The organism is Flammeovirga agarivorans (assembly GCF_012641475.1).
In the GTDB taxonomy this organism is placed as follows: domain Bacteria; phylum Bacteroidota; class Bacteroidia; order Cytophagales; family Flammeovirgaceae; genus Flammeovirga; species Flammeovirga agarivorans.
This window is the reverse complement of sequence record NZ_JABAIL010000003.1, coordinates 205937-229815: the sequence shown is the minus strand read 5'-3', so window position 1 is coordinate 229815 and position 23879 is coordinate 205937. Positions and strand designations below refer to the sequence as shown.

Annotated in this window: 10 protein-coding genes; all 10 read left to right on the top strand. The window is 35.5% G+C overall.

Annotation, left to right across the window (positions count from 1 at the left end):
- Positions 1–177: 177 nt before the first annotated feature.
- Positions 178–4224, top strand: coding sequence for a hybrid sensor histidine kinase/response regulator transcription factor (locus HGP29_RS10105; protein WP_168882278.1), 4047 nt, complete (start codon positions 178–180; stop codon positions 4222–4224).
- Positions 4225–4631: 407 nt separating this feature from the next.
- The gene (locus HGP29_RS10100) at positions 4632–5471 is read left to right on the top strand and encodes an AraC family transcriptional regulator (RefSeq protein ID WP_168882277.1); all 840 of its coding nucleotides are present in this window, start codon (positions 4632–4634) and stop codon (positions 5469–5471) included.
- Positions 5472–5565: 94 nt separating this feature from the next.
- On the top strand, positions 5566–6948 hold the full coding sequence (locus HGP29_RS10095; protein WP_168882276.1) for a sulfatase: 1383 nt from the start codon (positions 5566–5568) through the stop codon (positions 6946–6948).
- A 4-nt stretch (positions 6949–6952) separates the two neighbouring features.
- Positions 6953–8464, top strand: coding sequence for a family 16 glycosylhydrolase (locus tag HGP29_RS10090; RefSeq protein ID WP_168882275.1), 1512 nt, complete (start codon positions 6953–6955; stop codon positions 8462–8464).
- Positions 8465–8474: 10 nt separating this feature from the next.
- A complete protein-coding gene (locus HGP29_RS10085) occupies positions 8475–11702 on the top strand; it encodes a glycoside hydrolase family 2 TIM barrel-domain containing protein (protein ID WP_211093258.1) in 3228 nt (1075 codons plus the stop codon).
- A gap of 302 nt (positions 11703–12004) precedes the next feature.
- A complete protein-coding gene (locus tag HGP29_RS10080; RefSeq protein WP_168882274.1) occupies positions 12005–15088 on the top strand; it encodes a SusC/RagA family TonB-linked outer membrane protein in 3084 nt (1027 codons plus the stop codon).
- Positions 15089–15107: 19 nt separating this feature from the next.
- Positions 15108–16802 (top strand): RagB/SusD family nutrient uptake outer membrane protein, encoded by a 1695-nt coding sequence (locus tag HGP29_RS10075; protein ID WP_168882273.1) that lies wholly within the window; start codon positions 15108–15110, stop codon positions 16800–16802.
- Positions 16803–16813: 11 nt separating this feature from the next.
- Positions 16814–18427 (top strand): hypothetical protein, encoded by a 1614-nt coding sequence (locus HGP29_RS10070; RefSeq protein WP_168882272.1) that lies wholly within the window; start codon positions 16814–16816, stop codon positions 18425–18427.
- Between the two features lie 241 nt (positions 18428–18668).
- Entirely contained in the window at positions 18669–21659 is a 2991-nt protein-coding gene (locus tag HGP29_RS10065; protein ID WP_168882271.1) for an Ig-like domain-containing protein, read from the top strand.
- A gap of 182 nt (positions 21660–21841) precedes the next feature.
- A complete protein-coding gene (locus HGP29_RS10060) occupies positions 21842–23869 on the top strand; it encodes a glycoside hydrolase family 127 protein (protein WP_168882270.1) in 2028 nt (675 codons plus the stop codon).
- Positions 23870–23879 lie beyond the last annotated feature (10 nt).

The window sequence follows — 23879 nt, the reverse complement described above, 5'->3', positions numbered from 1 at the left end:
TATTTTTAAGAGAAATATGTTTTATATTCATATTTGGGGTCAAACTCTACTGTTTTAGAGGGTTGATATATTTTTTATTCTAGACGAGCGTTTGCTTTATTCTTCAGATATAATATGATTTTTTCACTGTCGAAATCAATGATTAAATACGTCATATTTGTAATTACCTGTGTTATAATGATGATTACTTCTCTTGCTGCTTTTGGTAATGATAGAAGTATAAATATCTCAAATCATCTTACTTATAATGAAGGACTTTCTCACTTTGGTGTAACGTCTTTAGAGGTAGATCATCAAGGTTTTGTGTGGATAGGGACTTTTAAAGGACTTAATCTATATGATGGTTATGAGTTCAAAACATTTTTTAAGGAGGACTTTCCTGCCTTAGGGAGTAATAGAATTACAACTCTGTTCAAAGACTCAAAGAACAACATCATTATTGGAACAGAGAAAGGCATAACACTATACAGATACGAAGAAGATCGTTTTGAAAGTTTATACGAACTAGAAGAGACAAAGAATACTCCAATAAATGATATAGAGGAAACAGAGAATTACATCATTTGTAATACTATTCTTGGTGACTTATTGATGTTTAATAAGACCACTTATGCTTTAGAAAAAAAGGTACACCCTCTTAAAATTGAGAATAAAAATTATAAGACATTTAAGATCTCTCATTTTGTCGATGACCAAATATTATTAGCAACAAACAGGGGCTTAATTCAATTTGATCCATTCACAGGACGGAAGATATATATATTAGGTGGGCAATTAGAATATTGTGTTGATGTGACGTTCGATGGTAACAAGCAGATCTATGCACTTAGTTATTTCGATCTATATGTATTTAACTATAATAAAGAGGGTAAATCCATCTCATTTGTCTCTAAAGTTCTTGATAATCAGAAGTTTTCTAAATTAAAGCTGAGTGATGAGGGGGAGCTTTGGCTCATGAAAAATAATAATAAAGTTGCTTTAATACCTTCTCCATCTTACGTTAAAAATATCGGGCAAAGTATTGTTTTCCATACCTTTAGGGATGATTTTACGCGTTTAAGTAGTATTGCTCTCACAAACAAGGGTGGGTGGATTGGTAGCTTTAATCAGGGATTTTTTCAGTTTTTTAATGAACAACCTACTTTTAAATATTCGGCTTTAAAAGAGAAGTATAGTGAAAATCGATCGTCACAGGTACTTAATATTTTACCTTTTGGTCCTGATAAAGTTTACATCACCTTAAATGCCAATGAAAATAAGGTTGTTGATTTAAGAACACAGCAGATCATTAATCTTGAACATCCAAAAGTCAATAATCAGAGAATTTCTAGAGTTACAAGAGATCAGTTTGGAGCAATTTGGGGAGGAAGTAGAAGAAAAGGGATTTTCCGAATGAAAAACTTGTCTTCTGATTGGAAGCAGGTGAAAAACATTCCGGAAATTATCGATGAAGGGGCAAGAGCATTTACTACCGATAGACATGGAAATATTTGGTTGGCAGGGTTGGACCGACTTTATAGAATTCAACTAGATACCCAAGGGGAAATTAAAAATATAGATTTTGTTGAAGATTTAGGAGATATCAGTTATGATATCAATTTATTGGTGAATATGCTTTATGCAGACCCAAAAGACGATGTATTATGGATTTGTACTAATGGCAAAGGGCTGATTCGATTTAAATATAGAAATGATCAGAGCTTATCTGATGGTGGCGAAGTCACAGAAATTCGTGATAAGGATAATAAAATTTCCATCTACGAAAACTCCGTTACATGTATTCGTCGTACTTTGAATGATGAATTATGGATTGGTGTATTAGAGAAAGGATTGATTAAAATCAATGAATCAAACGGTTTATTTTCTTTTGATCAGATCACAGAAAAGGATGGGTTGGATGATAATGATGTGATGTCAATAGAATTTGATAAAGGAAATCGTCTTTGGGTAGCCACAAATAGAGGCATTAACCAAGTAGATCCGCGCACAAAGAAAATTATCAATTTCACCACTAACGAAGGGATTGTTCCGGCATCATTCGAAGTTACCTCCACAAAACTTTCAAATGATAGGATGGTCTTTGGTGGAAATAATGGCTTATGTTATTTTGATCCATATGCTGTTAAATATCACTCTGAACAACCTCAGTTATTGTTTGGGGATTTAAGAGTGCATAACGCAAAAGTGAATATTACTGCTAACGATGAAGAAGGAGTTTTAAAAAAGAGGTTGAATGAAACGGCTAAAATTAAGCTAAATCACGATCAAAACTCATTAGGTATTGAATTGATCTCTCTTCATTTTAGAAATGCCAATACTCATAACTTACGTTATAGGTTGCTACCAAAGGAAACGACTTGGAGAGTCACTTCTTCAAAAGATAAGATAGCCACTTATAACCTTCTTCCTGCTGGTGAATATACTTTTGAAGCTCAGGCATCGAACGCAAACAACGAATGGTCTGCCGTAAAAAGCCTAAAAATACAAATACGAGAACCATGGTGGAATACCACTTTTGCTAAGATCTTTTATGTGTTTGTTTTCTTATTGGTATTAAGCATTGGTATAGGTATTTTATTACGTTTCAAGTCACTTCGTTATAAGCTTAAATTAGAGCATTTAGAAAGTTCTCGTTTAAAAGAATTGGATGCGGCTAGGTTGAAATTGTTTATGAATATCTCTCATGAGTTCAGAACTCCTCTTACATTAATTAATGGACCTATTAATGTTTTGAGGAACATGTTCGAGAACAACAAAGATGCCTATGAACATATTGATTTGATTCAACGTCAGTCGAAGAAGATGCTTCAATTAGTAAATCAAGTGCATGAAGTGAGAAAGGCAGATCAAAATTTATTAAAACTGAAAATAGCTGCTTTTGACTTTACACATTTGATTACTGACGTAAAAAAGGATTTTGAACAACTGGCAATTAATTCTAATAAGAAGTTAAATCTGGTAGGAGAAACAAATCAACTAACCATACGCGCTGACAAGGGTAAACTTGAGATGGTTATCAATAACTTATTGAATAACGCCTTTAAGTTTACAAAAGAAAGTGACGAAATTACAATATCATACTCTTTCTCGGGAGAGGATCTATGTTTTAGTATTGAGGATACAGGTTTCGGAATATCTAAAGAAGATCAGAAGCATGTCTTCAAAAGGTTCTACCAATCTGATGAGAAAGAAGTTTATTCTGTGGGTTCGGGTATCGGTCTAGAATTATCTAAGATGATTATTGACCTTCATAAGGGTAAAATTCAAGTAAGTAGTGAAATAGGAAAAGGAACCAAATTTGAAATTACATTGCCAGTGGGTGTAGTTGAGGAAAATGCTCCAAGTCAATTAAGATTAGAAGAGGTATTACAAGAGGAAGACCATGATCAGAAGCAACGAATTGTGAATGAAAACATGGACTTATCTTTTATTACTAAAGATGGTCGTAATAAAGATAGTTTGATCTATTATGCTGAAGATAATGTTGATCTGAGAAGCTTTGTCTCTAATGTTCTTTCTCAACATTACAGAGTAAAGACATTTAATAACGGAGCAGAGTGTATTAAAGCTTTGGAAGAAGAGTGGCCAAGTCTTATTATCAGTGATATATTGATGCCAGAGATGAATGGCCTTGAAATGTGTAGACAAATAAAAGACGATCTACAGACCAGTCATTTACCTGTGGTGTTACTTACTTCAAAATCTTCAAGTGATGAAAAGATAGAAGGGATGTCGGTTGGAGCAGATGCTTATCTTACAAAACCATTTGAGATGAAACAGCTTGTTGCTACGATACAAAACATCTTAAATAATAGAAGTAAGATACAGGAACGCTTAAAATCTGAGGTGCCATTACCAATCTCTAAACAGAAAATATCAGACAGCGATCAGCAATTCTTAGATGGTTTGTCTAAACTATTACAAGATAATCTGTCAAATGAGAATATTGATTTAGAGGAATTCTCGAGAGAGTTGATGATGAGTCGCAGTCAGTTCTTTAGGAAAATAAAAGCCCTTACCGATTCTACTCCACAGGATATTATACGTTCCTTCAAACTTAAGAAAGCTGCGGAGTTTCTATTAGATAAGAAGAATACTGTAAACGATGTTGTGATATTAACAGGCTTCAAGAATAGGACACACTTCAGTAAATTATTCAAAGAACAGTATGGTGTTACACCAGGTAAGTATTCAGCTAGTGTAGATACCATGAACAAAGGATAAAGAATCACTTAAAATATAAGAATATTACTGATGTTTTTCGTCTCAGAGAGGAACATTATACTATAAAAACCTTGTCGCTATTTGGTAGCGATAAGGTTTTTTTTTGGACAATATCTGATCAGAATAAAAATCCAGGAAGAAATGATGCTAATAATGTCTTCATTAGTATCACAAATGTAAATATTAGTCTCATATGCTTTAAATAGTGTTTTTGGACGCAAAATGACACCGAAAACAACATTTTTGATACGTAATTTAAATACTTCCTCAGTTTTAAGTGTGAGTTTTACAATGTCAACAATGATTTTTTGAAATGAAAAGCATAAAACACTAGCCGCTTTTTATTTGACTATTTGAAATGAATTATCACACACCTTCTCTAATAAGAGAATTAAATTTTCGAAGTTATGAGATTAGTATTTAAAGACACTGAAAAACAAGTAAACAACGCTATCACTATTGCTCAGAAAAACGAACCTTGTCACGAAACAATTTGGCACTACCACCAACAGTATGAACTTATATATATAAAGGAAGGCAGCGGGGTGAGATTTGTAGGGGATCATGTTTCAAGTTTTGAAAGTGGTCAATTGGTTTTGATCAGTCCTAATCTTCCACACCTTTGGAAGAACAATGATGACTGTACAAAGATGTGCAACCTTGTGATCAAATTTGATAAGTCTTTTATGGGACCAAACACTTTTGATAATCCAGTGTTTGCTTGTATCAATGAGATGTTAAGTGATTCAAAATACGGAATCTCTTTTTCTAAAGAGTTTGGAAAATCTTTGGAGAAGGAATTGATGAACTGTCAACAATTAAGTTCAGCTGAAAAGAATATTTTCTTATTGAGCTTATTATTAAAACTAGCCAACTCAAAATGTATTCATCAGTTGTCAACATCAGATATGAGACAACAAGGTGATTCTAATAAAGAGAGATTAGACAGAGTATTAAAATATATTTCTGATAATTATGAGAAGGATATCGACTTACAAGAGATTGCAGACATTGCATGCCTTACATCCAACTCGTTTTGTCGATTCTTTAAGAAAGTAACTAATAAATCATTCAAACAATACCTGAATGAAGTTAGAATTAGAAATGCTAGCAGATTATTAGTACAGAAAAATTATCAGATCTCTGATGTATGTTATGAAGTAGGGTTTAATTCAATCACGAACTTCAATAAGCAATTCAAAATGATCATTGGTAAAACACCAAGGGAATACAGAATGGCTATGTAATCATCACTATTACTCTTCTTTAAATCAGCTATATATCGAAAGAATATTACAATTATTATAAATTTTTTCATCTGAAAAATAAAAAGTATTACATATGAAATTATATTGGATCTTCACTCTTTTTATTCTGTTATCTATCGACCAGCTGTATGCACAGGATAAAAAACAGCCTAATATCATTCTGATTTTCTCTGATGATGGTGGATATGCAGACTTTGGTTTTCATGGAAGTAAAGAAATCAAAACGCCTAACTTGGATAAACTTGCAGAAAGCGGTTTAATATTCTCACAAGGGTATGTGACTGCATCGGTATGTGGACCTTCAAGAGCAGGTTTAATTACTGGTCAGTACCAACAAAAGTTCGGATACGAGGAAAATAACGTACCGGGCTACATGAGTGAGTCGTCAAAATTATTAGATGTGGACATGGGCTTACCGTTGGATGAAAAGACGATGGGTGACTACATGAAGAAATTAGGTTACAAAACGGCTTTCTATGGAAAGTGGCACTTAGGTGATGCTGATAAATACCATCCAAATAAAAGAGGGTTTGACGAGTTTTATGGTTTCAGAGGTGGTGACAGAAGCTACTTTGCTTATGATAAGTTTCCACATCCAGATAAAAAGATGGAAAGAAACTTTGGGAACTACGAAGAGCCAGATGGTTATGCAACAGATATTTTTGCTGATGAGGCGATTCAGTTTGTAGAGAAAAATCAAGACGAGCCTTTCTTTATCTTCTTGTCTTATAACGCTGTGCACACCCCATTGGAGTCTACTGAAGAGGATCTAAAAAGATTTCCCAATTTACATGGTAAGCGAAAAGAATTAGCAGCTATGACTTGGGCTATGGATAGAGCATCTGGTAAATTATTAGATAAACTAGAAGAATTAGGATTAACTGAAAATACAATTGTAGTCTATACTAACGACAATGGTGGTCCATCAGATAAGAATGGATCAATTAACTTCCCATTATCAGGAACAAAATCAAATCATTTAGAAGGAGGAATCAGAGTACCATTCTTGATGTCATGGAAAGGGCAAATCAAAAAGAACTCATCGTTTGATTTTCCTGTAAGTACTTTCGATTTACTTCCAACTTTCTATGCTGCAGGTGGTGGAGATGTAAAAGATCTAGTGAACGTAGACGGTGTGAACTTAATGCCATATATCAATGGTAAAAATACTGCAGCACCGCATGAAAATCTATTCTGGAAAAAAGAAACGAGAGCAGCTGTTAGAAGTGGTGACTGGAAATTAATAAGATACTCAGATAGACCAGCCGAGTTGTATAATATCAAAGAAGACATCTCTGAGAAAAACAACCTTGCTTACGTCGAAAAAGAAAAAGTGAGAGAACTTTTTAAACTACTGTACGAGTGGGAATTGACTTTAGAGCGTCCATTGTGGCAGCTAAAAAGACAATTCGAAAAATATGATATCGATAGAATGGACAATTACAAACTAAACTAGAATAATGAAAAACAAACGAACAAAAATGCTGCTGTTATTTTTAATGATAGCAGCATTCATAAACCATATTTCTGCACAAACTCCTGTTTCTCATGGACATTTAGAATGGGAGTTAGATGACAACCAATCTGATGAATTTGAATCGTTAGATACTCAAAAGTGGGAAAATGATCCGAACGATTGGGGAGTATGGTCTTGGGAGCCTTCATTAGCTTATGTAGAAGATAATGAGCTGAAAATAAAAATGATTCAAGAGACTCATAGAAGAGATACAAACTATGGTTCGAATCAAGAATTATATTATAAATCGGGAATTATTAGAAATAATAGAACGATTACTTACGGTTATTTTGAAGCAAAGATAAAAGGAGCAGATAGGTTTCCTGGTGTATCTCCAGCATTCTGGTTATACAGTATCAACCAACCCGATCCAACTGAAGATGGACAAGCCAAATATTCAGAAATCGATGTTGTAGAGTTAACACAAAAAGAGTGGGATTTTGAAAACAACGATTGGGAAGGACCTGAAGCCATCGATATGAACCTTCACGCTGTTGCTAGAGAAAATGGTGAGTTGATTCAAATCAGACCTCATAAAACGCCGGAAATTGCTCAAAATAAGTGGATTGCAGATTTTGATCCTAGAGAAGATTATCACACTTATGGTGTATTAAGTAGAGTAGATTCTATCTTCTGGTATGTGGATGGTGTTGAAAGAGGCCGTAAAGAAAACTTGTACTGGCATTTACCAATGCATATTACCGTTTCAATGGGTCTTAGAGCTCCATTTGTGGAATATATTGAAGACGGTTCAAGACGTCCCGTTCCAGATTCTACAACTACTGTTGGGTTTCCTACAGAAATGGCTTGTCAGTATGTGAGAGTTTGGAAAGCAAAATCTCAAATTTATGCAGATAAAGATCAGTATTCGAATGTTGAATTTGCGAAAGCTGATGGCATTAATTTTATTTCATATTTTGATGCGGGAAGTGGTTCTGTTGCGGCTTCAAACCTTGAAGTTGAATTACATGAGATGGATGAAAATGGAGAGTCTGTTGAGGTAGTAGGGAAATCACAAGCACTAATAGTTGGTAAGGCTGCAGGGGAAACTGCTTCTCTAATCAATATCCAAAATGTGAAAAATACTTCGGAATTGGATGACGGACATTATTATGAAATAACAGCGTCTTTCACTTCTACAGAAAATGAAGAAGAAACAATTACTTTAACGACATCAATCAAAGACCTTCAGATTGTAGATCAAATTACGTCTAGTGATATCGATTTAGGACAAAATATTGAATTATACCCGAATCCAACGTCTTCTTCTTTTAGACTAAAAGGAATTCAAGGACCGGTAGATATTTCTATTTTAAACCCAACAGGCAATGTGGTGTTGGAAAGTAGTATTACTCCTAATACTGAAGTAGACGTACGATCGTTAACAAATGGTGTTTATATCGTAAAAGTAAACATCGGAGGGAAAGTATATACGAAAAGATTATTGAAGTTATAAGGTTTAACTGATGATGAAAAAAGCAATCTTTCTTCTTTCTGTGAGTTTATTTTCTGCTTTTGTCTGTCATGCACAGGTAGATTGGGAAAATGAACATGTTTTTGAAATCAATAAATTACCAGCAAGAGTGGCTTCATATTCTTTTGAAAATGAATCAGATGCTCTTGAAGGTAATAGAGAGGTATCAAGAATGCTTTCTCTAAATGGAACATGGAAATTTAAGTTTGTTCCTAAAGTGGAGGAAAAGCCTGAACACTTTATGAATGTTGATTTCGATGGGAAGAAATGGGATGACATAGAGGTGCCTTCTAATTGGGAAATGAAAGGGTACGGTCAACCGATTTATACGAATATCACCTATCCTTTCACACCAAATATCTTAGATACTACATTGGTATATGACTGGAAAGGGCCGACACCTCCATTACCTCCTAAAATATATAGAGAGAACCCAGTAGGGTCTTATTTCAGAGAATTTAAAGTGCCTAAAGAATGGGAAGATCAATCGATTATTCTTCATTTTGGTGGAGTGACTTCTGCTTTCTATGTATGGGTGAATGGACAAAAAGTAGGTTATTCTCAAGGAAGTTGCTTGGCAGCAGAATTTGATATCACAAACTTCTTAAAAGAAGGAAAAAATAAGGTAGCCGTTCAGGTTTACCGTTATAGTGATGGAAGTTACTTAGAAGATCAGGACATGTGGCGTTTAAGTGGTATACACAGAGATGTGATGTTACTTGCTCAACCTAAAATATCTATCAATGATTTCTATGTAAAAACTGATTTCAATAATGATTTTACAAAAGCGAAACTGAAGATTAGACCTGAATTATGGGTAGAAGATTCTCCATCGCAATTAGAGAATTACAAGGTAACAGCCAAGTTATTTGATGAGGAAAATAAAATGGTGTTGGATAACGAACTGTCTGTTGGAGCAAAGAAAATTTATGAGCAAAGATGGCCTCCAAGGGACTTGCCTAAATTTGCTTTGTTAGAATCGACAGTAGTTCAACCTCATTTATGGACTGCAGAAACACCTTATTTATATACTTTAGTTCTTTCATTAAAGGATAAATCAGGTAAGGTCATAGAGTCAAGAAGTCATAAGATTGGCTTTAGAGAGATTACTTTCAATGCAGAAAATGCACTGTTGGTGAATAATCAACCTGTGAAAATTATGGGTGTGAATCGTCATGATCATCATCCAACAAAAGGAAAAGCAATTAGCAGAGCGGATCTTGAAGAAGAAGTTCAGTTATTAAAACGCTTTAATGTAAATGCAGTAAGAACGTCTCATTATCCAAATGATCCCTATTTTTTAGAATTATGTAATAAGTATGGATTGTATGTGATGGACGAAGCAAATATAGAATGTCATCATTTAGGTAGTTACATTCCATATCAACCTTCTTGGGTACCATCAATGATGAGTAGAATCACAAGAATGGTAGAAAGAGATAAAAATCAACCATGTGTTATTTCTTGGTCATTAGGTAACGAGTCGGGGACTGGTCCTGCATTTGCAGCAGCAGCAGGTTGGATTAAGGATTTTGATCCGAGTAGATTTGTTCATTATGAAGGAGCACAAGGAGACCCAACACATCCTGAATATAAAGAAGGAGATAATGTAGGGTATACTTCTCAAAACTGGCCTTCTATGGCGAATCCAACAGACCCTTCTTTTGTAGATGTTGTGAGTAGAATGTATCCAAACTATGCACAAATAGTACATTTGTCTACAAATAAAAATATCCAGAGGCCTATTATTCTATGTGAATACATGCATGCTATGGGTAATTCTATGGGCGGATTGGGAGACTATTGGGATTATATCCGAAAGACACCAAATCTTGTAGGTGGTTTTATCTGGGATATGAGAGATCAAGGTTTGATCAACCAAACAGAAAATGGCAAAGACTTTTTAGCTTATGGAGGTGACTTTGGAGATGTTCCTAATGATGAAAACTTCTGTATTAATGGTGTTTTTGATAGTTATTTAAATCCACATCCTCATGCATTGGAGATGAAGTATACATTTCAACCTATTGAGGTGAGATGGTCGGATGTTGCTAAAGGAGAAGTGGTGATTTATAACCGATATGCTTTTACAAACCTTTCCGAATATACTTTCTCTTATGAAATTCAAGAGGAAGGAAGAGTGGTTAGAGCTTCTGAAGTTACTTTAAATATTCCTGCAGGAGATTCCTTGATCTTTACAATTCCTCTTTACAGTATAGATCGAAAAGGGAATAAGGATTATTGGTTGAATTTTGGAATGTTTGAGAGCAAAGATCAATTATGGTGTGCAAAAGGACATCAGTTGGCTCAAGAACAACTGAAAATTCAAGAAGCAGCGAAGCAAAAGAAGAAGAAAAAGGCAACAGGAACAATTCAAGAAGAAGATACATTTTTCAGTATTCAAGGTAATGACGTACTGATTAAGGTAAGTAAAGAAAATGGTCAGGTCATCTCTTACCAGTATAAAGGTATTGAACAGCTGTACCAACCGTTACAACTTAACTTTACTAGACCTCCAATTGATAATGATGTTAGAGGTATTAGTTTTAGGCCGATGAAAAAATCGGGAGAGTATTGGGGATCCATTGAAGACCAATGGACTTCTGAGAAGGTGCAAAAGGAAAATGGTAAAGTGATTGTGACTAAAAAGCTGGAAGATCAGGTAGAGATCAACATTTCTTATGCTTTGGTTAATGATCAGCTTAGTGTTAACCTAGAGCTTGAAAAGAAGGAAGGCGTTCCTGATGCTATTCTTATTGGTATGACTGCAGGAGTATCCAAAGAAATGGATGCTTTGCAATACTACGGAAATGGTCCATTTGAATCCTATTCAGATAGAAAAAGAGCAGTGAATATGGGCGTGTATCGCTTTAACACAGCAGATGCTTTTTATCCTTATGTGAAGCCTCAAGAGAATGGTAATCGTACACAGACGAAGTGGCTTAAATTAACTTCATCGAAGAGTAAAGGTGGAGTGAAAATCGCATCAGAGGATAGCTTTGAATTTTCTGTATGGCCTTATTCAAAAGATAAAATTAAAACAGCTCGACACCAGTATGAGCTAGAAGAAGATAATTTCTATACATTAAATATTCATTGCCAGCAGGCAGGGATAGGAGGAACACTATCCGTTACACAAGATAAATATAAAATGTCTAAACAACATTATCGTCTTAGCTTCACCTGGGGGATTTTGTCTCTAAATGGTGTGAATCAGTAGAATAAATTAAGTTTAATTGAATTGGAGTACCCATTAAGCCTTGAGTTTATGGGTACTTTTTTTGTCGTTTTATGGATCATAAGTATCAATTATGAATAAAATTTACCACTCAGAATCACACAGGTTAAATAAGTGCAACTAAAGGGTAATTCTTACACATAAGCAGAGTCAATACTTGGCTAATATTGTAATGTAAGAAACAAATTCTTCAACTCTATTTTTTTAAAGAGTTTGACCTAGGAAGCTCTTTTCTATTCTATTCATTAAAGTTTCAAGTTATGTTATTCTCAAGTAAACTAAATATGAAGCCACCAATAATACCAAAGTATTGCCTGTCAGTACTACTATTATTTGCGGTATTTACTTCAGCTTTTGCTCAAGAAGTAATAGTAAGTGGTACTGTTGTTAGTGCTGGACAATCTTTACCAGGTGTAAATGTTGTTGTTAAAGGAACTACAAACGGTACAGTAACAAATTTTGATGGACACTTTAGTATCACTGTGCAAAAAGAAGATATACTAGTGTTCAGTTATATTGGTTATCTGACTCAAGAAAAAGAGGTTGGATCGAGTGTTACATTTGATATCGAATTAGAAGAGGACCGTGAATTACTAGAAGAAGTAGTTGTAGTAGGTTATGGTACTCAAAAGCGTAAAGAAGTAACAGGTGCTGTAAATAATGTAGGATCTGAAGCTTTAGAAAAAGTTCCGACTCCAGATTTAGGATCAGCATTACAAGGACAAGTAGCAGGTGTAAATGTTCAGGCTGCTAGTGGTGCTCCAGGTGAAGCAGCAAACATCCAAATTAGAGGTGTAGGTTCATTAGCAGGATCAAGAGAGCCATTATATGTTGTAGATGGTATTCCTTACCAAGGAAATCCAAATATTGCTCCTTCTCAAATCAAGTCAATTGATATCTTAAAAGATGGTGCATCTGCAGCAGTTTATGGTGTTAGAGCATCAAACGGTGTAATCTTAATCACAACAAAAACAGGTGATCCAGGAAAAGTAAAAGTAGATTTTACAGCATGGGGTGGTGTTCAAAACATTACTTCAGGTACAGAATTAATGGATACTCACCAACAATTCTACTACGATGAGTTAAGAGCTCAAGCAACAGGTATTGAATCTTCAGTTTTAGCAGTAAACCCAAGAGCATTAGAAAATAATACAGATTTTATCAGCACTATCCAGAATGATAACGCTTCAATTCAAAACTATGAGTTAAACGTATCATCAGGAAAAGGTGATTTATTAGTTAACGCTAACGTCAACTACTTTAACCAAGAAGGTATTTTGATTAACTCTGGTTTCGAAAGATTAGCGACTAGATTAACAGGATCAATCAATAAGGATAAATTCAAGTTATTTACTTCGATTGGTTTCCAAAACGAAAACAGACAAAGAGAGCCATGGGGTCTATATGAGCAAGCCTTAAGACAAAGACCTTGGAATACTCCTATTGAAGATATTCCTACAAATGGTGATGTGATTCAAGTTCCAGATCAAAATGAGATTACTTATAGTTACTTATCAGGTATCTTATCAAACACTGACTTAGAAAACATCAAGAGATTAAACATTGCTTTCAATGCATCTTATGAGTTTGTAAAAGGATTAACATACCAAGTTAGAGCGGGTAGTAACATCTTTAATTCTACAAGATCACAATTCCAACCAAAATATATTGTTTTGGATTATAACGGAAACTACAACCCTACAGCTTCTAGACCTCAGGCAAGATTAAACGATGATTATGTATGGAACCAAAGATACACATTAGAAAATATCTTAACGTATAGCAAATCATTTGGTAAGCACAACTTAAACTTCACTGGTACTTACTCATTTGAGCAGTATACTAACAGAACTACAGGTCTTAACATGACATTTGCTGAAAACGGTAATAACGATGTTCAAGTTCCAGGTGCAGCAGTTTCAGTTTCAAACCCTACAGGTGGATTAAATGAAACAGCATTAGTAGGTATGATGGGTAGATTCCAATATAGCTATGACAGTAAGTACTTATTCTCAGTATCATTAAGAAGAGACGGTACTTCACAGTTTAACCCTGAGAACAGATTTGATGTATTCCCAGGTGTATCATTAGGTTGGAATATTGATAGAGAAAACTTCTTCAATGTAGATTGGATCAGTGGATTGAAAGTAAGAGCAAGTTATGCTGAGCTAGGTAACAACAGAGTAGGTAACAACCCTTATATCGCATCAACAGTAATCGAGCAAGGTGTTAACTATATCTACGGTTCAGGTAAAGTATTAACTCCTGGTTTAACGCAAAGAAGATTCTCGAATCCTGATATCTCTTGGGAGACTAGTGTAGCGAAAAACATTGGTATCGACATGAACATGTTCAACGATCGTTTACAGTTTACTGCAGACGTTTATCAAAACGATAAGAAAGACATGATCTTAGGTCAACAACTTCCTTTATCAGCAGGTGTTAACTTAACAAGACCTGATTCAGAGATTCAGACTTACAGAACAATGACATTGAATGCTGGTGATATGACCAACGAAGGTATTGAATTATCATTAAGCTACAAGAACCAAACGGAGTATGGTTTAAACTATAGCCTTGGTATGACTTTCACTAAAAACACGAACATTATTACTAGTTTAAATGGTGTTGAGAGAGGTTATCCAGGTGGTAGACCATCACTTACACACGGTTGGATGGACTACACTACATTTATGGCAGAAGGATACGAAGCAGCATCATTCTTCCTAGTACAAACTGACGGTGTAATCAAGACTGAAGAGGAATTAGTAGCTTACCAAGAAGCGATCAACCCTAATGCTCGTTTAGGTGATATTAGATATGTGGACCAAAATGGTGATGGTAATATTGATGATAACGATAGAGTGTATGCTGGTTCAGGTATGCCAGATTTCGAATCAGGTATTGTAGCAACATTAGGTTATAAAGGTTTCGATTTCTTCATTCAAGGTTACTATTCTCATGGAGCAGAAATCATTAACGGTGCAAAACTTTATGCTTACGCAGAAGCAAGACACGCTGACTTGGTAGGTATGTGGAGTCCTCAAAACCCTGACTCAGATATTCCTTTATCATTAAACAGACAAGATGAAAATGTAAGAGCATTTTCTGACAGATGGATTGAGGATGGTTCTTACTTTAGAATTAGAACAATGACTTTAGGTTATGATTTAAGTAGAGTAATCAACAACGCAGCAGGTATTTCTAAAGCAAGAATTTATGTATCAGCAGTAAACCCTTTCACTTTCACAAAATATACTGGTTATGATCCAGAAGTTGGTGGTGATGGTTTATTAATGAGAGGTGTAGATAGAGGTAACTACCCTGTATCAAGACAATTCTTAATTGGTGCACAACTAAGTTTCTAATTTAAAAAGTATAATACAGATGAATACTTTAAAAAATATACTCAAGCTCAAAGTAGTTGCATTGTCTTTGCTATTTTCTTCTTGCAACCATGACGATTTTTTAAACAAGAGGAACCCAAATGCAATTACTGACGAGATCTTCTGGCAAACAGAAGCAGACGCGGAAGGCGCAATAACAGCAGCATACGGAGCATTACAATTCCAATCGATTAGTGGTGGTAACCTCACTTACGAAATGATTCGTAGTGATATGGGTGGTACGAACGACTGGGTAAGACACTTCCCTTATACAGAGTTCTCAATTTCTGATAACGATACTCCTGTATTCAACAAGTGGGCAGAATGTTACAATGGTATCTTTAGATGTAATCAAGTAATTGATAACATCCCTACAATGGAAGCACTTACTGATGAGAGAAAAACTGAACTTTTATCAGAAGCAAGATTCCTAAGAGCATTTTTCTACTTTGAATTAGTAAATACTTACGGTCAGGCTGTAATTAGAACTTCTTCAACAACACAGAATCACAATATTCCATTGTCTCCAATGGAAGAGGTAAACAACCAAGTAATTATTCCTGATTTGGAGTATGCTATTGAAAATTTACCACTTACAAGAGAAGAAGCTTCTTTAGGTAAAGCTACTTGGGGTATGGCCAATACATTATTAGGTAAAGTATATTTATACAACAAGGATTGGGCGAAAGCAGCTGAAGAATTCAAGGAAGTAATGGATTCAGGTCTTTATAGCTTACTACCAAACTATGGTGATAACTTTAGACATGACTATATCTATACTTCAGAGTCTATTATGGAAGTTCCATTTGACGGTTCAGTAAACGAAGGTGCAGCTAACACAAGTTATGTTGATGATACCGATGATTCTTCAGGAGCTGAATCTAACGCTTTAGCAAGATGGTACGGTCCTTACTCTTTAGGTGGATGGCAAGTATTAATGGGTACTTATTGGGCTCATGAGTTATTTGCAGCAGACTCAGTGTCAGGTTCTACAGCACACTCTCCAAGATATACTGCGACATTAGCAGGTAGAGATGCTGAAGGTTTATACTACAACCAAACTGCAGAGAAATTAAAAGCAGATGTTCCAAGGAGATGGAACTTTGGTGAGTCTTCTTATGTGAAGAAATACGCTAACTGGTACCACTTAGATATTGAAGATCCGGAATGGAGATCATCAATTCATTACAAGCACATGAGATTATCGGATGTATACTTAATGTATGCTGAAGCAATGCTTGAAGGTGAAGGTAACTTAACAGTAGCTATCGAATATATCGACAAAGTGAGAGAGAGAGCAGGTGTTGTAACGCTTTCAGATTACATTGCTAACGATGGAGGTATTCCTCAATTACATGTCAGTAGAGAGTTGCATGGTAATTATAAAGTAGTTCCTGCAAGTGTTGAAAATGTAAGAACTCACTTAAGAATGGTAGAAAGACCATTAGAGTTAGCTTATGAGAATACTCGTTGGAGAGACCTTATTAGATGGGGTATTGTAAAAGAGGTATTTACTAGTCATCACAACGATGAAGTAATCAGATTAGAAGCAGGAGAAAACCCTACTCAAGGACCTCTTTATATCGAAGGTAGAGTTCGTCCAGATTTTGTAAACAACTACAACTTCTACGACTCAGAAAGACACGATTATTTCCCTATTCCATCTGCTGAAATTCAATCGAACGAAGCACTCTAAACATCACAATAATGAGTACAATTAAAGATTTAAGATTTAGTCTTTTCGCTTTGATAGCACTTCTGTTAAGTGCATGTGGAGAAGATGAAAACAAACCTGTGGTTAAAGTTCCAAGCCACAGTGTTCTAAAAATATCGCAAGCTGCCAACGAGAACATCATTAATATGAATCAGCATATTGATTTTGCAGATGTTTCTCAAGGTGTAGTTTCAAGAGAATGGATCTTCCCTGAGGAAGGTACAATATTGGAAGGTAACCCTGAAGATGCACAAGTAAGAGGTGTTTTCCCTCAGGTTGGAGAATGGGAGGTGACTTTACATCAAGAATTCGAAAACAATGCTTATGTAGGTACTGAAACTACTGCAAGAGAGACAAATGTTCTTGATACTACAATTATTGTTACGGTAATGCCTGCAGTGCAGTTACAGACAATCAAAGCCAACATTGTTAATCTTGATGGTACTTTAGGAGATGAAGTAAGCATGACTCCTGAAACACCAACAGAGATTCCATTTGGTAGTGTATTACGTTTTACATATACTGCAGAAGGTAATCCAACTGTAGTAGCAGGTGAATTCTTTGGCGCTGAGTTATTAGAACAAAGTGCTTTAGATGGTACTTTCGATGTAAAGTATGTAACATTAGATGCAACTTATGATTTTGCCCCAGTCTTTACAAGACCTCAACCAAACAGTTCAGATACTTTATATGTAGCGAACTTTGTGAAGTGTGTTCGTTCGTCAGTACCACTTACATTGGATAAGGTTGTCAACGATGAAGACAGAAAAGTAAATGTAATCTTCTCTAGAGGTCTGAATGCTAATTCAGTAAACAAAGAAGATTTCACAGTGAAAATTACTACTGCTGCTGGTGCTATATTAACTCCTGAAGTAACTGCTGCAGCTGTTAATCCACAAAACGAAAGTGCAGTATTATTAGAAATTGATGGCGAATTGATTTATACTGATGATGATGTATTAGTTACTTATTCAGGTACTGAATTAGAGTCACAAGATGCAGCAATCGCACCACAATTCGAAGATGAAGAGTTAGTGCATGTTGAAGACGATCTATTAAAAGCATCGGATTACAACTATAGCTTTGAAAGCTCTGCTACTTCATATGTAGGTGGAGACCCAGCTTGGTTAGGTGGTTTTGTTCCAGATATTTTGGAAACTTCTACTGCTCAAGCAACAGACGGAAGCTCAAGTTTGAAAATCTCAAGAGGACCATTTAGTGGTTCAGGAGCAAATGCTTCTGCAATTTCAACTTATGTAGCTGGTGCACCTCATACGTTCAACTTTACTGAAAATGAAAACAACAAATTGTTGATGAAGTATGATGTATTTGTTGAAGCAAATGGTGGATCTCCTGCAGCTGGTTCAGGTGGGTTCGAAACAAACGTTAGAATTCACTTAAGTAACAAAGGTGGAGATTGGCAAGAAGCCGCTCATCCATTTGGATCATTAGATGAAGATCAATGGTATACATTTGAGAATGTAATCTCAGTTAACAACCCATTGGATGCATTCAACTTAATCATTAAAGTTGCTCATACAGGTGAGGAAACATACGTAATTTATCTTGATAATATTCAATTGATGCGTTTCTACCCGAGACCATAGTTATAATTGAACTGATGAAGCACAGCAAGGTCGTTACTTTTTGGTAATGACCTTGCTTTTTTTGCTTTCTATTTATGGTGAAAACTAAAGGTTAAGAATTGATTATAAGAGGGTAATTATCAGTTATTTAAAATTTCTATGTAGCCATAAATTGTCATTGAAATGAATTATTCACCACGATTGTGCATGTAGCTATTTGTAAACCAGCTGAATAGCCTTGTATAATCAAGACGTCTAAATTATGATCAAAGACCAACTAAATGAAAATTTGCCCAAGGCCTGGGCAAAACTGGTATCAATCATTTTATGTTTGGTGCTCTCTTCAAGTGCGTATGCACAAAAACCAATCAAAACGTCAAATCCCAACGATGAGTGGGAAATTAAATGGAGTGCTTCAGATGAATTCAACGGAGCAACACCCGACTGGTCGAAGTGGATCAGAACAGGAAACCTTCCAAATACCACGGCATGGAAGTGGGACAATGCTCAGAATGTGCAAATCAACAATGGTGCAGCTGAGTTAACAATGCGTCAGAACCCTAACAATGCTTCTGATGGTGGTACCTATTTTAAATCTGGTATTTTAAAATCGTATCAGACTTTTACATACGGATACTACGAAGCAAAAATTAAAGGTGCTGACATCGGTGAAGGTGTTTGTCCATCTTTCTGGTTGTATTCAAACTTTGATTACTCAGTAGGGAATGGAAAAACAGTTTATAGTGAAATTGATGTAGTAGAATTACAACAGTTTGACTGGTACGAAGGTCATCAGGATGATATCAGAGATATGGACCATAACCTTCATGCTGTAGTAAAAGTAGGTAATGAAGGCGTTTGGAGAAGACCAAAAGCTTATCCAGATGAGCAATTAAATAAGTACCGCGCACCATGGGATCCGACGGAAGACTACCATATTTATGGTTGTGAAGTAAATGAGACGGAAATCATTTGGTATGTTGATGGTATTGAAGTTGGAAGAAAGCCAAATACTTATTGGTACCGTCCAATGAACGTTACTTTATCTTTGGGTTTAAGAAAGCCATTTGTAGAGTTCTACAACAACAGAAACAATGCGGTAAACCCTGAAACGGATGCAGATGCTAAAGCTCAATTACCAGGAATGCCTACAACAATGTATGTAGACTATGTAAGAGTTTGGGAGAAATCAGGTACAAATAACAACCCTGTATTAGGTGTTGGTGATATTGGTAACCCAGGTTTTGAAGAAGGTTCATTGAACTATTGGAATGCAGGTTCTGGTTTAAGTTCTATTGTTCAAAGTAATGTATCTAATGGTAATTATGCTGCTCAAGTAACGAACGGAAATGTTGCTCAAATAATTACATTAAAGGCAAATACAACTTATACTATTTCTGTAGATGGAAAAGTATTAAGCCAAGGTGGTAAAGCTTATTTTGGTTTAAACGAAGCCGTTTCGAATACATTAGTTAAGAATTATGAATTCAATTCGACGAACTACACAAATGGAAGTATTACTGTAAACACAGGAGCAACAGAAGCTACTTACAGATTATGGTTCTGGTCTGCAAACGATGCAGTTTGTGATAATTTTGAAATTGTTGAAGGAGAGGGAGAAGAAACTCCAGATGTTGGAGTAACAGGAGTAAACCTTTCTACTAATCAAGTAAGCTTAAACAAAGGGGAAACACAATCAATTACTGCGAATGTAGTTCCTTCTAATGCAACAAATAAAGGGGTTACTTGGTCTTCATCAAACAACAATGTAGCAACGGTTTCCAACGGTGTTATTACAGCAGTGAATGAAGGTACAACAACCATTAAGGTGACAACCGTTGATGGTAGTTTTGAAGATCAAGCTACAGTTACTGTTCTTATCAATGATAACTTGCTTGATAATCCTGGATTCGAACTTTCAGATGAATCAGATTGGAACTTAGAAGGTGGAGGAGCTATTGTGAATAACAACAGTAGAAATGGATCGAAAGCAGGCTATATTAACGGTAACGGTTCGATCAATCAGGTGGTATCTTTAGCTGCTAATACTACCTACACTTTAACAGCTTGGGGTAAAGTTCAAAGCCAAGGACAAAGTGTTTACCTTGGTGTAACGAATGCTACCACTAATACTTTTATTGAAAATGCATTATTCACTTCAATATCATATAATCAACTTAGCATTACTTTTACAACTTCATCATCAGTAAATGATTACCGTATTTGGTTCTGGAATAACCAAGGAGGACAATATTATATTGATGACCTTAAATTAACAGAAGAAGGTAGTAATACGACTACACCTGTAACTTCTGTATCACTTAATACTAATAATCTTAATTTAAATGCGGGGGAAAACGTTACGCTTACTGCAAATGTTTTACCTTCTAACGCAACAAACAAGTCAGTTTCATGGTCTTGTGATAATAACTCAATTGCTACAGTAAATAATGGTGTTGTTACAGCAGTTGCAGCTGGATCAACTACAGTTCGTGTAACTACTAATGATGGTAGCTATACTGCATCTTGTTCAGTAACTGTTACTGAGGATAATAACGGTGGAGTTACTGATGTACCTACTGCAGGAAGTACAATTTGGTTAAGTACAGTTGATGGTACTTATATTACGGTGAATGCAGGTTCAGGAACTGCATTGCAGGCGACTAAGTCATCTGTTTCATCAAATGAAGAGTACTTAGTAGTAGATGCAGATGGGTACTTTGCTTTACAGTCTATTGGTACTGGAAAGTATGTTACAGTAGCTTCAGGAACTAATGATCCAATTAAATGTGGAGCCACAGGTATTTTTGATAGACAAAAGTTTACATTCGAAGTCTCTGATAACTATCTACTAATCAAAGGAAAAGTAAATGGAAAGTATTTAGTGGTGGATGAATCATTAAATAATAATCCATTGTTTGCATCGACAAGCAATAGTCAGAATGCGACAAAATTCAATTGGGATGATACTTCTTCATCAAATAGAGTGACATCAGTTATAGATGAAAGCTCATCGATTAAAGTATATCCTAACCCTGTTCGTGGAGAAGATTTAAATGTTGCCTTACCAAGTAGTGAAGAAGGTATGGTTCAGTTATATGACTTACATGGACAACTTGTTTTAGAAAAATCATTTAGTAATAAATCTCAAGTTAAAATAGAATCATTTCATACTATGCATTTAAAGGGTGTTTACCTTTTACATGTTACAACTACTAATTATCTATTCAATTCGAAAGTTCTTATAGAATAAGAAGGAGTAAAACTGGCCCATTTTGGGTCAGTTTTTTTATGCTAATTTTTTACCGTGATTGGATAATTTTTGAGAATAAATTCTCTGCAGCAGCTAGTAATTTTACACTGTAAACTAGTAGTAATATACAACAAAGCTTATAGCACTAGATATAATAATAAAGCAATAATCAATCTATTATTATGAAAAAATTGATCGTTATGGCTTGCGCTGCATTAGTAACAAATATTTCTGCAGCACAAGAAAAAGGAATTTTAGGTCAGCAAAAAACACCTCATGTTCATCTTAAGAGTATCAACATAGGAGACTGTAAATGGACAGAAGGGTTCTGGGCTGACAAATTTGATGTGGCTGAAAATTCTATGGTCCCTTATATGGGAGAGGTGTTGACTGGTGATGTGGGACATGCACTTAACAACTTCAAAATAGCAGCAGGTTTAAAAGAAGGAAAGCATAAAGGTATGCACTGGCATGATGGAGATTTCTATAAGTGGATAGAAGCTTCTATGTATGTATATGCCCAAAATGGAGACAAAGACCTGTTAAAAGAAATTGATGGCTACATAGACATTATCGCAAAAGCACAGGAGGATGACGGATATCTTCAAACTCAAGTGCAATTAAGGTCTAACGTAGATAGATACGAAAATAGAAAGTTCCATGAGATGTATAACTCAGGGCACTTACTAACTTCTGCTTGTATTCACTATAGAGTTACTGGTCAGGATAACTTCTTGAACGTAGCAAAGAAACATGCAGATTATTTATATGCAACATTTGGTAGTAACGAAGAGCGTTTAGCAAGATTTGGTTTCAATCAAACTCAGATTATGGGTCTAGTTGAGATGTATAGAACAACTTCAAATGAAAACTACCTAAAATTAGCAGAGCAATTCATCAATAATAGAGGTAAATATCCTGTAGTTGAAACGAATGAAACTAAAGGCTACCCTATTGGTGATATGGTGCAAGAAAGAGTTGCGATTAGAGAAGCAGATGAGGCGGTTGGTCATGCCGTTTTAGCTTTATACTATTATGCAGGAGCTGCAGATGTTGCATCAGAAACTGGAGAAAAAGAATTAGTAGATGCATTAGATAGATTGTGGGGTAATGTTACAGAAAAGAAAATGTATGTAACAGGTGCAGTTGGTCAAGCACATTATGGTGCGTCTACACATAGAGATAAAATTGAAGAAGGCTTTATTGATGCCTACATGATGCCGAACATGACGGCATATAACGAAACTTGTGCAAATGTGTGTAATTCAATGTTCTCATACAGAATGTTGGGGATTCATGGTGAGTCGAAATATGCGGACATCATGGAACTAGTGTTATATAACAGTGGATTATCTGGTATTTCATTAGAGGGCAAAGATTATTTCTATTCTAATCCACTAAGAATGGTGGCTGGATCTAGAGATTATACAAAACATAATACAGAGACACCTACAAGAGAGCCATACCTTGAGTGTTTCTGTTGTCCTCCTAACATTGTAAGAACTATTGCAAAATCATCGAATTGGGCCTACAGTTTATCACAAAATGGTGTAGCTGTTAACTTATACGGTGGAAACAGATTGAAGACACAATTAGAGGATGGTTCGGACTTGATTCTTAATCAAGTATCTAATTACCCTTGGGATGGAGAAGTAAATATCACCGTAGAAAAGGCGAAAAAAGAGGCTTTCGATATGATGTTGCGTATTCCTAAATGGGCTGAAGGAACAACAATCAAGGTCAATAATAAAGAGTTGGATATCAAAGTAACTGAAGGTGAGTTTGCAATAGTAAACAGAAAGTGGAAGAAAGGTGATATTGTCACTATTGATATGCCAATGGAAGTGAAGTTGGTAGAGGCAAACCCACTTGTTGAAGAAGCAAGAAACCAAGTGGCTGTAAAACGTGGTCCTGTAGTTTATTGTGTAGAGACTCCAGACTTGCCAAAAGATGTAAATATTCTTGATGTTTATATCAAAGGTGCAGCTCCATTAAAAGTGAATTACGATAAAGATTTTCTTGGTGGTGTAGCAACAATTGAAACACCAATCTTAATCCGTAAGGATCAGGATAAAAAGGACATGTACTCAACAGTTGACAGACCAGAATTTGAGGAAACAAAAATAAAGATGGTTCCATACTTTACCTGGAACAATCGCGGACAATCTGAAATGACAGTCTTTATGCCTGTTATTTGGAATAATTTGTAATAACACAGTG

Excerpts from the sequence above, each read along its gene's own strand:
- HGP29_RS10105 (WP_168882278.1), top strand. The coding sequence starts at position 178 with ATGATGATTACTTCTCTTGCTGCTTTTGGTAATGATAGAAGTATAAAT.
- HGP29_RS10100 (WP_168882277.1), top strand. The coding sequence starts at position 4,632 with ATGAGATTAGTATTTAAAGACACTGAAAAACAAGTAAACAACGCTATC.
- HGP29_RS10095 (WP_168882276.1), top strand. The coding sequence starts at position 5,566 with ATGAAATTATATTGGATCTTCACTCTTTTTATTCTGTTATCTATCGAC.
- HGP29_RS10090 (WP_168882275.1), top strand. The coding sequence starts at position 6,953 with ATGAAAAACAAACGAACAAAAATGCTGCTGTTATTTTTAATGATAGCA.
- HGP29_RS10085 (WP_211093258.1), top strand. The coding sequence starts at position 8,475 with ATGATGAAAAAAGCAATCTTTCTTCTTTCTGTGAGTTTATTTTCTGCT.
- HGP29_RS10080 (WP_168882274.1), top strand. The coding sequence starts at position 12,005 with ATGAAGCCACCAATAATACCAAAGTATTGCCTGTCAGTACTACTATTA.
- HGP29_RS10075 (WP_168882273.1), top strand. The coding sequence starts at position 15,108 with ATGAATACTTTAAAAAATATACTCAAGCTCAAAGTAGTTGCATTGTCT.
- HGP29_RS10070 (WP_168882272.1), top strand. The coding sequence starts at position 16,814 with ATGAGTACAATTAAAGATTTAAGATTTAGTCTTTTCGCTTTGATAGCA.
- HGP29_RS10065 (WP_168882271.1), top strand. The coding sequence starts at position 18,669 with ATGATCAAAGACCAACTAAATGAAAATTTGCCCAAGGCCTGGGCAAAA.
- HGP29_RS10060 (WP_168882270.1), top strand. The coding sequence starts at position 21,842 with ATGAAAAAATTGATCGTTATGGCTTGCGCTGCATTAGTAACAAATATT.